Genomic DNA, 13496 nt, shown 5'->3' on the forward strand with positions numbered 1-13496 from the left:
ATGACCCAGGACAACGCCAATTGGCTGGCAACGGAGTGGGACTGCCAGAAGCTTCTCTTGGCCTTTTATCAGGCCATCGACGAAGCCCGGTTCAAGGATGTCGCCGGCTTCTTCGCGCCTGACGGGGAATGGCACCGTGCCGGCGCCGTCGTGCGCGGACCGGCCGCTGTGGAAAGGATCTATGAAGGGCGCAGCACCGACACACGCGCCCGCCACATCATCACCAATCTGGTGACGACGGCCAAAGGCGTGGACACGGCCTCCTTCTCGCTCTGCATCACCTTCTATACTGGGCCCGGGGGCAAGACGGCACCCACCATTTCCGGTCCCTCGATGGTGCTGTCGTCCCACGGCGAACTGGTCCGGATTGATGGCAATTGGCGTATCCGCCGCAAGGAAACGATCCGCGAGTTCATGGTGGCGCCGGCGGCTGGATGACAATGGACGTGCCGGCGGTCCCATGCCAGTAACGGATGACAATGCACAACAGACTGGCCCAACAGACGACTGGTATGAGACCCATGAAAAACCCTGCCGAAGAGCCGCTCGAGGGCGAGCACATTGCAGCGGAAGAGACTGAAGAACAGCAGCCAAAGCCGCGCGTCCAATCGGTGGCGCGGGCCATGTCGATCCTTTTCGCCGTCGCCCAGAGCCGCGATGGGCTTGGCGTCAGCGAAATCCGCCGCAAAACTGGTCTGCCGCTGCAAGCCACCTATCATCTGCTGCACACCTTGCAGTCGCTCGGCCTTTTGCGACGGGGCATGGAGAATAGGTTTCTCCTCGGCCTACACGTCGGCGATCTCATTGACGGCTTCAACATGCAGTTCTCCTGCCCGGATGAACTGCGCGGCTTAGTCAAGAAGATCGCCGAAAAATCCGGCGAAACCAGCTATGTCTCGGGCTGGCTCGACGGCGATCTGATCACCCTGGCGGTTGAAGCCGGCACCAATCCGATCCAAGCATCGGGCGGTGCCTCGCGCCGGCGCGGCGGCGACATCCATGCGCGCGCTTCAGGCAAATTGCTGCTCGCCATCGCCTCGGAAGAAGAGCGGGAGAAATTCATCCGCACCTGCAAATTCGTGCCGCGTACTGCCAATACGATCCCCAATGCCGAGGCGTTCCGGCGCGAAATTCGCAAGATCCAGTCCGATGGCTATGCGCTCGACGACGAGGAATATGCTGAAGGGTTGCGCTGCGTCGCCGTACCGTTCCGCATCGCCGGTGAGAATTACGCGGTCTGCGTCTCCGCGCCTTCGGATCGTTTCACCGCGAACTTCGCGCAGATCCTCGAACTGCTGCAATCGCTCAGCCGCTCGATGAAGCTGCCGACCTTCGCCTAATCCCTTCCCATGATTTGATGATTGAACTTTCGGAGAGAGTTACGATGTTGCCGACAAGCATGAAGGTTGCCGAGATCAAGCAGCCCGGTGGGCCTGAAGTCCTGACTCTGGCGACACGCCCCGTGCCCGCACCTGGGCCCGGCGACATCCTCATCAAGGTGGCGGCGGCCGGCGTCAATCGCCCAGATGTCGTGCAGCGCAGCGGCCATTATCCGCCGCCGCCCGGCGCGTCAGACCTCCCGGGCCTTGAAGCGGCCGGCACGGTCGCAGCACTTGGAGAAGGCGTTAGCCGCTGGAAGGTTGGCGATGCGGTGACGGCGCTTCTGCCCGGCGGCGGCTATGCCGAATATGTCACCACGCCCGCCGACCATGCCCTACCCGTTCCCAAAGGCTTCAGCATGATCGAAGCCGCTGGCCTCTGCGAAACCTTCTATACGGTGTGGGGCAATCTGTTCATGCGCGGTAAGCTGCGCGCTGGCGAGACGGTGCTCATTCATGGCGGCACGTCTGGCATCGGCACGACGGCGATCATGCTGGCCGTCGCCAAGGGCGCCACGGTATACGCCACCGCAGGCAGCGACGAGAAATGCGCCACCTGCCTCAAGCTCGGCGCCACGCGCGCCATCAACTATCGCAGCGAAGATTTCGTTCAGGTGATGAAGGAGGCGACCGGCGGCAAGGGTGTCGATGTCGTGCTCGACATCATCGGCGGCGATTATATTCCGCGCAATCTACAGACGCTGGCGCTGGAAGGCCGGCTCGTGCAGATCGCCTTTCTCGGCGGCGTCCGCTCCGTCACCATCGATGTCGCGCAGATCATGATGAAGCGCCTGACCGTCACCGGCAGCACGCTGCGGCCGCAGTCGGTGCCGCAGAAGGCGAAGATCGCCCGCGAACTCGAAGAACATGTCTGGCCGCTGCTCAACGCCGGCACCATTCACCCACTCGTCGATTCCGTCTATCCGCTGGGAGAAGCGGCGGAGGCACATCGGCGTATGGAATCCTCGGTCCACATCGGCAAGATCATCCTCGACGTGCAAGGCTCATAGGGTTTCTGCGTTTGATGGGTTCATCAAACGCTCAGAAGACGAGTCAAAATAAGAGATTCAGGCAAATCGCGTTTCTATCGAAACGCGATTTTGCTTTGGGCCAGGCCGACCCGGTCTTGGAGCGCTCCAGTGGCGTTTCCCTATCCTAGCGCTCATGACCAAACCGCTCTCGGCAAAGCCATCAAACTATCTTTGATCAAACAAACCTATCCTTTGATCCAAATCCGATTTGTCCCAAATTGGTTGACTCAAAACGAAATGGCCACTTAGTTTTGACCGCTGAATTCGGCTGAGTTCGAACAGGTAGAGGGGTTCGGGCTCATATCGGCAACACCACATCAGCATTTTTACGATGTGCGAAAAAGCCAGCGGACCGGCTATTTGGAGGGGGACCATGTCGAGGACGTTTAAGAGAGCACTGCTTATTGCTGCGGCCTTTGCTGTCGGACAGATGTCCGCAGCACTGGCACAAACTTGGCCAAGTGGCCCCATTCGTCTCGTCGTCGCCTTTCCGGCCGGGGGCGCGGCGGATCAATTGGGCCGCCTGATCAGCCAACCTCTTAATGAAACGCTTGGCCAACCTCTGGTGATTGAAAACAAGGCTGGAGCTGGCGGAAACGTCGGCGGTGAATTCGTCGCCCGGTCCACGCCAGATGGCTACACGCTGCTCCTGACTTCGGGGGGTATGGTTTCGATCAATCCACATCTCTATGCGAAGATGCCCTTCGATCCGACGGCCGATATCGTCCCCGTTGCCGCCCTTGCCCGCGTGCCGCTTTATCTGGTCGTTCGCACCGAAAACCCGGCAAAGGATTTCAACGCCTTCCTCGCCGACATCAAAGCCAATCCCGGCAAGCGTAACTTTGGCTCACCTGGCGTCGGCAGCTCGCCGCATCTTGGCGCGGAAATGCTACGCAGTATGACGCGGACAGACATCGTCCATGTGCCTTATCGTGGCGCGGCTCCCGCGCTGACAGACTTGCTGGGCGGACAGCTCGACTTCCTGTTCGACCCGGGCATTGCGATTGAACATGTGAAGGCCGGCAAACTCAGACTTCTGGCCGTTGGCAGTCCGCAGCGCTTGCTACAGTTTCTCGATACCCCGACCCTGCACGAACTCGGCCTCACCGATTTCGATGGCGACTCGGTCTTCGGTGTCTATGCGCCAGCGAAAACCCCACCGGAAATCGTGGCACGCCTGAATACGGAAATTAACAAGTCGCTGGCCAACCCGGCCATGCAGGAACGCATCACAGCCATCGGCAATATCCCCGCGCCGATGTCTCCGGCGGAATTTGCGGAAAAGTCCCGCAAGGATTCCGAACGTTACGGAGCCATCATCAGGGAACGGGGCATTACCGCCTCGAACTAGCGCAAATCGCCTAGATTGCGGTGGAGCCGCGCACAACCAATGTCGGCCGGCAGGAGCGCACTTCCGGCTCCGCCGGCGCCTTGCCGCCAATCCGATTGAGGATCAACGTCTCCGCCGCCTCGACCATCGCATCCACCGGCAATTGCACGGCGGTCAACGCCGGCGACAGCAGGCGGCACCAGACCGGATCGCCATAGCCGATGACGGCGAGCCCATGCGGAATGTTCACCCCCGTCGCCTGGATCGCGCCCAGGCCGCCAATGGTCAATTCGGAACTGCCGATGATGAGCGCGGTTGGCGCTGGCGTGAGCGCAAGCAGACGCGCGACGCTGTCGGCGCCAAATGTCTGGCGGGGCGAGACGAGCGCGATATAGCGTTCATCGATTGTCAGGCCGGCGGCGGCTTGGGCCGCCAGATAGCCGTTCAGGCGCGCCTGCCCGACATTAATGTCCTTGCGCGTGCCGACATAGCCGATGCGCGTATGGCCCTGGGCCAGCAAATGTTCGGTCGCCTCGCGCATGGCGCCGGTATCGTCCATGCTGACGATGTCGCCGGCGAGCTTGGGTGATTGCCGAACAAACTGCACGGTGGGCACCGGCGCCAGCAGGCGTGCCGTCGTTTCCAGCAGTTCCGGCGTCGGCGTGATCAGCACGCCGGCGACACGCGCCTCCATCAAGGCGCGCACCTGTCGACACTCGACTTCGGGATGATCATCGGTGTTGACCAGAACCATCTGAAAGCCGGCACGATTGCAGCGCTCAGCCAGGGCACGCGCCACTGAGCTATAGAAGTCATTGCGGATATCGGGGATCGCCAGCCCGATGAGCGCATTGTGATTGTAGCGCATAGCCCGGGCCGAAGCGTTGGCGACATAGCCGAGCCGCAGCGCCGCCTGGCGAACCTGGTGCTTGGTCTCTTCGGAAATATTGGGATTGTCGTTCAGTGCACGAGAGACGGTCGAGTGATCGATCCCGAGATGAACGGCGATGTCTTTGATGGTGGTGCGCCGCTGCTGCATCGATCTCGAAAGCCCCTCCCTCAAAACGTGCTACGCGCGACTACACACAATCTATGGTTAATGCTCTTATGGAGTGAAGCTGCCTTGGTAAAGGGCGGTGTTGCAAGGGTGCTCCGCGCCCCAGGCAGGTCAAACCCGCAAACCAGCCTGTTTTTCATGCGATCCGGCCCCATCTTGACAACGCACACGTGTGCATTTCATACCCTATGACATGTATTTTGCGAAGAACGACGATCGCGCCCCTCGAAACGACGCCGATCGCAGGGCCACAACCAAACCGAACAGGCTGGAGAAAAAGGCATGAAGATCGCCGTCGTCGGATGCGGTGCGATGGGATCGATCTATGCCGGTTTGCTGGCAAGCGCCGGGCATGAGGTCCTCGTCATCGGCCGCAGCGCCGACCAGATGCGCGTGCTCAACGAGCACGGCCTGCGCGTCGAAGGCGCCAGCGGCGATCGTACCGTCGCGGTGCGCGCGCTGACGGAGGCTCCCCAAGAGCCGGTCGATCTTGTCATCGTCGCGGTGAAAGCCGGGCATATCGCCTCCGTGCGCGTCCACCTGCCCCGTCTCCTTGCGCCGCAGACTGTCGTGCTGACCATCCAGAACGGGCTTGGCAGTGCGCAGGCCGTAGCGGAAGCCGTTGGCGCCGATCGCCTCGCCGTCGGCATTGCCGGCGGCTTTGGCGCCATCCGCCGTGGACCAGCCCATGTCTTTCACAACGGCATGGAAACGATCCGTATCGGCGCCTTTGGCGGCCTGTCCACTGTTCATCTGACGCCTGTCATCGATGCCTGGTCGGGTGCTGGGTTCAAGACCGAGCTTTCGACCAATATCGTCGCCATGCAGTGGGAAAAACTGATCTGCAATGTCGCCTTTAGCGCGCCCTGCACGCTCACCGGCCTGACGGTCGGCGAAGTGATGGACGATCCCGAGATGGGGCCGATCAGCCGGGCGGCTGCGGTGGAAGCCTGGAATATCGGCCTGGCGAATGGCGTCGCTATCAAGGTCAAGGATCCGGTGGAACATGCGCTGGCCTTCGGCCGTGCCGTGCGCCATGCCAAACCCTCGATGCTGCAAGACCATGAACAGCGCAGGCCGAGCGAAATCGACGTGATCAATGGCGCTGTGCCGCGCGAGGCCGCCAAGGTCAGCCTGGCTGCCCCGGTGAACATGGTGCTGACCCATCTCGTCAAGCAAAGGGAGCGCGCCTTTGCAAGATCGAGCTAGAAGCGCCTCCTTGCACCAGACGACAACATCATCAGGCTACCGACTGGATGAACATGCGCATTGTCGACATCATCGAACGTAGCGTGCCGCTGGAAGGCGCGATCTCCAATGCGGTGGTTTCCTTCACCGATCATGACGTATCGCTGGTCGCGGTGGTCAGCGATGTCATGCGCAACGGTCGTCCGGTCACAGGCTTCGGCTTCAACTCGATCGGCCGCTATGCCCAGCGCGGCATTCTGACCGATCGGATCATTCCGCGCCTCAAAGCCGCTGCGCCCGAGGCACTTCTCGATGACAGCGGCACCGCATTCGATCCGGCGAAAGTGCTTGCACGCGCGCTAACCAACGAAAAGCCGGGCGGCCATGGCGACCGTGCCGGCGCGATCGCCGCCGTGGAACTGGCTTTTTGGGATCTCAACGCGAAACTGGCTGACGAGCCGGCCTATATGACGATCGCGCGCGCCGCCGGGCGCGCGGAGGTTTTGCACGATGTGCCTGTCTATGCCGCCGGCGGCTATTACTATCCCCAAGGCAGTGGCAAAACGCTGACCGACGAATTGCAAAGCTATCGCGATCTCGGCTTCGACGCCTTCAAGATCAAGATCGGCGGCGCGACCATGGCAACAGACATGGCGCGGATCGAGGAAGCTCTCGCCATCGCCGGCAATGGCAAGCGCCTGTCGGTCGATGCCAACGGCCGTTTCGACATCGATGCCGCACTCACCTATGCCCGCGCTATCGAAGGGTATGATCTGCGCTGGTATGAAGAGGTTGGCGATCCGCTTGACTATGAACTCAACCAGCAACTGACGGAGCTCTACGGCCGCCCTGTGGCGACAGGTGAAAACCTGTTCTCGCGGCAGGACGTGAAGAACCTGCTGCTATTCGGCGGCCTGCGCCCAGGACACGACATCTTTCAGATGGATGCCGGGCTCAGCTATGGCCTGGTCGAATATATGGCCATGCTGGACCTGCTCGAACACTCCGGCTTCGATCGCGCGCAGGCCTTTCCCCACGGCGGCCATCTGATCAATCTGCATATCGCCGCCGGGCTCGGGCTTGGCGGATGCGAGGCCTATCCCGGCGTGTTCCAGCCCTTCGGTGGCTATCCAACCGCCTGCCCTGTCGGCGGCGGCACGGTGCGACCGAGCGATGCGCCGGGCTTCGGCCTAGAGCAGAAGCCGGAGATCGCTGCGGTCATCAAGACGCTGTGCCTCTAAAGGCAGCTTCTATTTCTTTTTCTGGATGCTGTTGTTGACGCCCGACGACGAGATGGAGGGATCCGGTGCGCCGCCGGCAAGCGACCATTCGACCTTCTGATCGGCGCCATCGACTTTCAACTCGGACGCACCGGCCAACACCAGGTTCAGCTTTTGCTCAGCGCCGGACACATCGACCAAGCTCTTGACATTGTTCTTGCCGTCGATCGGCTGGATCGTCACCGCAACAGTGTTTTTGGCAACCTCGACATTAAGGCTCGACACCGTGCCGCCGGTGACCGCGTTATCAGCGCCCGACACCGACAGATCGGTTCCACGCTCCAGCGACACCTTGTGATTGGAACCATGGACGACGATCTTATTGCACTGGCCAGTGAGGGTGATCTTGTTCTTCGCCCCATAAACGCCGATGTCCTGGCCGTTGCAGGGAATATCGCGATTGATGCCAACACCTTCGATCTTCAATTCATCCGCGAAAGCAACAGGCGCGAAGACGGACACGGCGACCACAGCAAGCAGAAGGGACTTCATTCAAACATCCTTTGTCCGCCACGGGCTACCTCCGACGGGAATTCTTCGAGCAATGCGCAACTCAAGCGTTAATCAACGACGAAGAAAACAAAAGGTTCCATCTGGATCGCTTTTATCTTTCTGGCCGTCTGCTGGACCGCATCGACACCCTGCCATAATCTCAATCGGTTAAACTCGATAACGGCAGGTCAACGTGGCGACGGATCTTCAAAACGAACAAGTGGAAGCCGAGACGATGGAGCTGCCATCCGATCCGGTCGTCGTGCTCCTCTCTATCCTCGTATTTCTGGCGGTGTTGTGCGTCGCTTATTTTGCAGCGTCCATCGTCCTGCCGATCGTTCTTGCCTTCGTGCTGAAACTTTTGTTCCAGCCTGGCATGCGTTTTCTCGAACGGTTCAACATTCCGCGCGGCCTCGCCGCGCTTCTGCTCATTCTGCTGGTCTTCGGCGCTATCGTCGGTTTAGGCGCTGCTGTGTCCGGCCCTGCCGGTGAATGGGCGGCCAAACTGCCCGATGGCATTCCCAGGCTGCAGGAGCGATTGAAATTTCTCAATCAGCCGATCAACACGCTCCAGACTTTTCTGGGCCAGATCGATGGTTTTGTCAGTGGCACCGGACACGCATCCCAACAAAGCGCCAGCCTGACCTCTGGTATCGCCGCCAGTCTTTTCACCGGCGGCACGCATTTCGCCAGCAGTTTTTTTGAAACCATTCTGGTCCTGTTCTTTCTGCTGGTCTCGGGCAGTACATTCTTGAAACGCACGGTCGAAATTCTTCCAACCTTCAAGGACAAAAGGCAGGTCGTCGAACTGTCCCTCGATGTCGAGAAGAACATCTCGGCCTATCTCGTCACCATCACCGCCATGAACTTCGCCGTCGGCGTCGCGACGGGCGTTGCGATGTGGGCGACTGGACTGGGCGATGCGGTTCTGTGGGGCGTGGTGGCTTTCCTCCTCAACTATGTCCCGATCATGGGGCCCCTATTTGGCGTGGGTATCTTCCTCCTCGCCGGTCTCTTGGTCATTGATCAGTTGTGGCTGGCCCTGCTTCCTGCCGCGCTCTATCTCCTCATTCATGTGATCGAGGGCGAGATCGTCACGCCGATGCTGCTGGCGAAACGCTTCACGCTCAATCCGGTGCTCGTGATCATTTCATTGATCTTCTGGTTCTGGATGTGGGGCGTGCCCGGAGCCATCCTCGCCGTGCCCATGCTGGCGATCGTCAAAATCGTCGCCGACGGCATACGGCCTCTCGCGGCGATCGGTCACTTTCTGAGCGGCGACGAGTAGCGCTGGATGACCAGACTACCAGCGCAGAAAGCGGGGGCCCAAGAGTGCACCCGCCAAAGTCGCCAAGGCAATCGCCCCGCCGTACCACACGAACACGAACGCGACCGCGCTTTCATCGCACGAGATCGAATAGACAAGGGCCGATAGTGCGCCTGACGCCAGGCCACATGCGGCGCCAGCGAGCCGCAGGCGCGTGGGGCCCATTGATCGCATGGCGGAGAAACTACCGATCAGTACAGGGACAGACAGCGCCAGGATCAACCACGGGCAAGTCGCCCAGGTCTTACCCATCACGAGCGTCCTCCATGCTGCCGAAGGAGCGCCCGCGAGTTCGAAAATAGCCAACAGCGCCATGGCGATCCCAGCCCCGATGGCAATAGCCGCTGGGCCGCCAGCCGTACCGCCCGGGCGGGCCAGCCTGATCATTGAAAAGATTCCGGCAACCGCCAGCGCGATGGCGAACCCCTCCTTCAGCCAGAGCGGCCCGGTCACCAAAGAAGCACGCATGTCCGGTCGAACACCCCAAAGCCAAAGCACGGTGACGGCAGACACACACGCCCCCGCCAGCAAAGCGAGACAGATGAGTCTCGAAACGGTACCTTGCGAGGCCGGCTTCAGGTCGGATGCCAGCCGATCGATGAGGGTATCTGTTGGATTTTGCGACATCGGATCAATCATTCGCCTGACCTCTGCCGAAACGCTGGCTCAATTTTCTCAAAGCCCGATGGATTGTCACCTTTACGGCTGACTGGCTGAGGCCGGAGGAAGACGCAACCTCGGCGACAGACCGCCCTTCAACTTTCACTGCCTTGATCAGGCTCTTCTGCAACGGCGACATTGTTTCCAGCAGCGTATCCAGATCCCGATCGACAAGTTCGGTTTCCCCTTCCGAAGACGCGAGCAGCCCCTCGGGTACATCGTCCAATGTCACCGTCTCCCGTCGTTTGTTCAGACGGATATAGTCGATCAACTTATAACGGGCGATCGCATACAGCCATGCCGTGAAGGGGCGCCGACTGTCATAGGTCGAACGGCGGCCATGAATGGCAATCAACGTCTCCTGGACCAGATCGTCGATGGCCGACCGTTCTCTCAGCCGGCGTCCGTAATAGGCCCGCAGCAGCCGTGCGATATCGTCCAACAGGGCACGATAGGCCCGTTCATGTCCCGCCAGACTCTGAATCATCAGTGTCTTCAGTCGCTCTTCGACTTCCTGCACCTCGATGAATTCCTATTCGTCCGACGCGGCGGAAAGTTACATGTGTCGCATCGAATTGTCACGATCGAGGACATGACTCTAGCACGCACAGATGAGATCACGAACTCGTGAAACATGACGGCGTAACCTTTTCCCACGAACTCCGAATGAACGAAGGCGTACTCGAACAGTACGATCAAAGCTCATGTGGAGAACGTCATGTCTGCAAAAAGCGCAGTGAATTCACTGATCCTCGCCAGCGCCATCACGACGGCACTCGCGACCATCGCTGCTGCCGCCCCCTTGTCGAAGGCCGAAGGTGATGCTGCCATAGCCGCCAAGAAGGAGAAGTGCTTCGGCGTCGCTCTGAAAGGCCAGAATGATTGTGCCGCCGGCCCGGGCACCACATGCCAGGGCACATCGACTGTCGACTTCCAAGGCAATGCCTGGAAGTTCGTTCGAGGTGGAACCTGCACGACCATCCAAATTCCCAATGGTGGTCATGGCTCCATGAAGCCGATCTGATCCTCGAAATATCGCAATCCGCCAATCGGAAAGCGGGGAAAATCCATGGACACCACTCAGCGCCTCGTTGCGGCAACCGCAGCGCATTTTCCCCGCTTTTCAAAAACGTTCACGACAGAACTTGTCGGCACGAGTTTCAAACATCAGCACCTGCCCAAAATCATGCAGGAAGAAGGCTTGTCCTGCTTCTTCGAGGTTCATGCCGAAAATTACATGGGCCAAGGCGGGCCGCCCCATAATGCACTCACCACCATCCGGCGCGATTATCCCATTTCGCTTCACGGCGTCTGCATGTCGATCGGTGGGCCCCAGCCACTCGATAAGGCACATATTGCTCGATTTAAAGGCTTGATTGACCGCTACCAGCCGGCGCTCGTGTCTGAACATCTCGCCTGGTCGACACATGCCACGACCTATTTTAACGACCTTCTTCCCCTTCCCTACACCAAGGGAACCTTGGCCCGGGTGTGTGACCATATCGACGAGCTGCAGGACGGCATCGGTCGCCGCATTCTCATCGAGAACCCGGCAACCTATGTCACCTTCAAAGACTCGACGATGGCAGAGACTGAGTTCATTCGAACTGTCTCGGAGCGCACCGGCTGCGGCCTTCTGCTGGACATCAACAATGTCTTCGTATCCGCCACCAATCACGGCTTTTCTTCGCACGCCTATCTAGCGGACTTTCCGCTTTCGCGCGTCGGCCAAATTCATCTCGCCGGTCACAACCAACAGACCGACGCAGACGGCGCACTTGTCTTGATCGACAGCCATGACGAACCGGTCGCTCCCCCGGTGTGGGCGCTTTTTGAAACTGTGATTGAGCGCTGCGGGCCTGTCCCCACCCTCATCGAATGGGACAGCAAAATTCCCGCGTGGTCCACACTCAAGGCCGAAGCCAAGGCCGCACGCGACATTCTCAATCCATCGTTCTCTCGCCTGACAACGGAACGGACCTATGCTGTCTGAATCATCAAGCTACAATCAAGGAGCGAGGCCGCCATCGTACACCGCGGCGTTCGCGGCGTCCCTGCTTGATCCTGCCGCGCAAGCGCCAGCCATCCTGAAGGGTTCGGGCGAGATCGGCGTAACCCATCGTTACACCATCTATCGCAACAACGTCACGGTCAGTCTGATCGAAGCGCTCGCTGCTATCTATCCCGCCGTGCAACGGATGACCGGCACGGATTTCTTCAGGGCGATGGCGCGTTCTCACGTCAGGTCCTCGCCGCCCCGGTCGCCGCTTCTCTTCGAGTACGGACGCGACTTTCCAGCCTTTATCGAACAATACGAATATGCACGGCCCCTGCCTTACCTCGCGGACGTAGCAAGAATCGAGCGCGCCTGGCTCGATGCCTATCACGCGGCAGACATCGATCCTTTGCAGCCTAGCGTGTTCGCATCGCTCCCGTCGGACAAGCTGGCCGATCTCATTCTGACGCCCCATCCGGCAACACGGATCATCCGTTCTGGCTATCCGTCGATTACCCTTTTCTCCGCCCATCGAACGGAACGAGATCCGCCCGCATTGTTGGACACCGCTGCCCCCGAGGACGCTCTCGTCACACGGCCTGGCCTTGATGTCCTCGTCCAGTATCTACCTCCAGGGCAATCGACTTTCCTTGGCTCTCTCATCACGGGGCATCCGCTGGGCGAAGCCGCGGCGGCAGCGCTTCGGACATCCAGCACCTTCGACATCGCCACCGGCATCGCCGGGATGATCGAGGCTGGCGCTTTCTGTGCCATTCGTGTGGGAGAAACCCCATGACCATTTCGAACAGGAAGAAACTCACAGAGCGCCTGACAGTTTGGAACCGCCTGCTTCAGGCTCTCGCCTCGCCCTCACTGACGCAATTTGTGCTGCGTGTGGCGCTGGCCGTTCCGTTCTGGCGATCGGGCATTCTGAAATGGGACGGATTTCTGCAGCTCAACGACAATGCGATCACGCTCTTCTCCGATGAGTTCATGCTGCATTTGCCGGGCGGGCCTTATCCGTTTCCGGTCCCGGCCGTAATGGCTTTTCTCTCCGGATGCGCGGAAGTCACCTTGCCCATTCTTCTGGTTCTCGGTCTGGCCACCAGAACGGCTGCGCTCGGGCTGCTGTTCATGACCCTGGTTGTGCAACTCACGGTCCCCGAGGGCTGGCCCATTCATATTTCCTGGGCGGCGATGGCGCTTGCCATCATGGCTTGGGGACCGGGACGTGCGTCAGTCGATCATGCCGTGCGGCACTTCTTGCAAGGACCGGCGCCGGAGGGAACCTCACCTAGCGACGAACGCCAGTCCAATTCCCCATGACGCCTGGGCGCTTAACGATCATCTTGTCATAGGTCACGAGAACAGCATCGGCGAGTTTGCCTGACGGCGTTGTGGCACAGGCGGCCGCCACCTCGCTCCAGATGCTGTTTGCATCGACGTCGGCGTCGATCTTGGCATCGATCCGGCTGGCCAGATTGAGCGCCGACCAGAAGCCAAGAATCCAGGCGTTCCCTTCCGTCTTGTGAGCGTCCGTCGATTGCCAGTTGACGCAGCTATCGGTTCCAATGCCGAAGGCTGTCCAGGACACTAGATCGCTCTCGGCTGCATTCGATGCCAGCGTTCCCAAAAGGAGCGCCGCAGCCAGCGGCAAGGCACGTTTCATGTCTGCAATATCCAGAAAATATGGCTGGAGTTCTGTACACAGCCGGTGTGCAAACGCCAGACCAATTCATGCAAAAAATTCCGGAAA

General features: G+C 59.9%; 16 protein-coding genes. 11 read left to right on the forward strand and 5 right to left on the reverse strand.

What is annotated here, in order from left to right; translation table 11 throughout:
- The 4 genes from BLW50_RS07755 to BLW50_RS07770 all read left to right on the forward strand — a co-directional run bounded on the left by BLW50_RS07755 (position 1) and on the right by BLW50_RS07770 (position 3761).
- On the forward strand, positions 1-438 hold the full coding sequence (locus BLW50_RS07755) for a nuclear transport factor 2 family protein (RefSeq protein WP_170850044.1): 438 nt from the start codon (positions 1-3) through the stop codon (positions 436-438).
- A gap of 83 nt (positions 439-521) precedes the next feature.
- Positions 522-1340 carry an IclR family transcriptional regulator gene (locus BLW50_RS07760; RefSeq protein ID WP_170850045.1) on the forward strand — a complete coding sequence of 273 codons (819 nt, stop codon included), beginning with the start codon at positions 522-524 and terminating at the stop codon, positions 1338-1340.
- A 44-nt stretch (positions 1341-1384) separates the two neighbouring features.
- A complete protein-coding gene (locus BLW50_RS07765) occupies positions 1385-2389 on the forward strand; it encodes an NAD(P)H-quinone oxidoreductase (RefSeq protein WP_090699919.1) in 1005 nt (334 codons plus the stop codon).
- Between the two features lie 394 nt (positions 2390-2783).
- Positions 2784-3761, forward strand: a complete 978-nt coding sequence (locus tag BLW50_RS07770) for a Bug family tripartite tricarboxylate transporter substrate binding protein (protein ID WP_090699921.1) — start codon at positions 2784-2786, stop codon at positions 3759-3761.
- A 10-nt stretch (positions 3762-3771) separates the two neighbouring features.
- Here the strand turns inward: BLW50_RS07770 and BLW50_RS07775 are convergent, their stop codons facing one another.
- On the reverse strand, positions 3772-4779 hold the full coding sequence (locus tag BLW50_RS07775; protein ID WP_090699923.1) for a LacI family DNA-binding transcriptional regulator: 1008 nt from the start codon (positions 4777-4779) through the stop codon (positions 3772-3774).
- 300 nt (positions 4780-5079) lie between these two features.
- On the opposite strand from BLW50_RS07775, the gene BLW50_RS07780 reads away from it, so the two are divergent.
- Positions 5080-6006 carry a ketopantoate reductase family protein gene (locus tag BLW50_RS07780; RefSeq protein ID WP_090699926.1) on the forward strand — a complete coding sequence of 309 codons (927 nt, stop codon included), beginning with the start codon at positions 5080-5082 and terminating at the stop codon, positions 6004-6006.
- Positions 6007-6053: 47 nt separating this feature from the next.
- Positions 6054-7226 (forward strand): enolase C-terminal domain-like protein, encoded by a 1173-nt coding sequence (locus BLW50_RS07785; RefSeq protein WP_244544163.1) that lies wholly within the window; start codon positions 6054-6056, stop codon positions 7224-7226.
- A gap of 9 nt (positions 7227-7235) precedes the next feature.
- On the opposite strand, the gene BLW50_RS07790 is transcribed toward BLW50_RS07785, so the two are convergent.
- On the reverse strand, positions 7236-7757 hold the full coding sequence (locus BLW50_RS07790) for a DUF3060 domain-containing protein (RefSeq protein WP_090699929.1): 522 nt from the start codon (positions 7755-7757) through the stop codon (positions 7236-7238).
- A 193-nt stretch (positions 7758-7950) separates the two neighbouring features.
- Here BLW50_RS07790 and BLW50_RS07795 point away from each other — a divergent pair, with 193 nt between their 5' ends.
- On the forward strand, positions 7951-9045 hold the full coding sequence (locus BLW50_RS07795) for an AI-2E family transporter (protein WP_244544164.1): 1095 nt from the start codon (positions 7951-7953) through the stop codon (positions 9043-9045).
- Between the two features lie 15 nt (positions 9046-9060).
- Here BLW50_RS07795 and BLW50_RS07800 read toward each other — a convergent pair whose 3' ends face one another.
- Positions 9061-9723 carry an NrsF family protein gene (locus tag BLW50_RS07800; RefSeq protein WP_090699934.1) on the reverse strand — a complete coding sequence of 221 codons (663 nt, stop codon included), beginning with the start codon at positions 9721-9723 and terminating at the stop codon, positions 9061-9063.
- Positions 9716-10264, reverse strand: a complete 549-nt coding sequence (locus BLW50_RS07805; protein ID WP_244544165.1) for a sigma-70 family RNA polymerase sigma factor — start codon at positions 10262-10264, stop codon at positions 9716-9718. The genes BLW50_RS07800 and BLW50_RS07805 overlap by 8 nt, the downstream gene beginning before the upstream one ends.
- A gap of 198 nt (positions 10265-10462) precedes the next feature.
- Between BLW50_RS07805 and BLW50_RS07810 the strand changes: the two genes are divergently transcribed.
- The 4 genes from BLW50_RS07810 to BLW50_RS07825 are packed head-to-tail and all read left to right on the forward strand — an operon-like array spanning position 10463 to position 13066.
- Positions 10463-10768 carry a BufA1 family periplasmic bufferin-type metallophore gene (locus tag BLW50_RS07810; protein WP_090708852.1) on the forward strand — a complete coding sequence of 102 codons (306 nt, stop codon included), beginning with the start codon at positions 10463-10465 and terminating at the stop codon, positions 10766-10768.
- Between the two features lie 45 nt (positions 10769-10813).
- A complete protein-coding gene (locus BLW50_RS07815) occupies positions 10814-11737 on the forward strand; it encodes an MNIO family bufferin maturase (RefSeq protein ID WP_090699937.1) in 924 nt (307 codons plus the stop codon).
- Positions 11727-12536: an HvfC/BufC N-terminal domain-containing protein gene (locus tag BLW50_RS07820; RefSeq protein ID WP_090699941.1), complete on the forward strand. Its 810-nt coding sequence runs from the start codon at positions 11727-11729 to the stop codon at positions 12534-12536. Before BLW50_RS07815 ends, BLW50_RS07820 begins: the two co-directional genes overlap by 11 nt.
- Entirely contained in the window at positions 12533-13066 is a 534-nt protein-coding gene (locus tag BLW50_RS07825) for a DoxX family protein (RefSeq protein WP_090699943.1), read from the forward strand. The genes BLW50_RS07820 and BLW50_RS07825 overlap by 4 nt, the downstream gene beginning before the upstream one ends.
- Here the strand turns inward: BLW50_RS07825 and BLW50_RS07830 are convergent.
- Positions 13035-13409 (reverse strand): hypothetical protein, encoded by a 375-nt coding sequence (locus tag BLW50_RS07830; RefSeq protein ID WP_090699946.1) that lies wholly within the window; start codon positions 13407-13409, stop codon positions 13035-13037. The two genes, BLW50_RS07825 and BLW50_RS07830, sit on opposite strands and share 32 nt — an antisense overlap.
- Between the last annotated feature and the right edge of the window lie 87 nt (positions 13410-13496).

Source organism: Beijerinckia sp. 28-YEA-48 (genome assembly GCF_900104955.1).
GTDB lineage: Bacteria > Pseudomonadota > Alphaproteobacteria > Rhizobiales > Beijerinckiaceae > Terripilifer.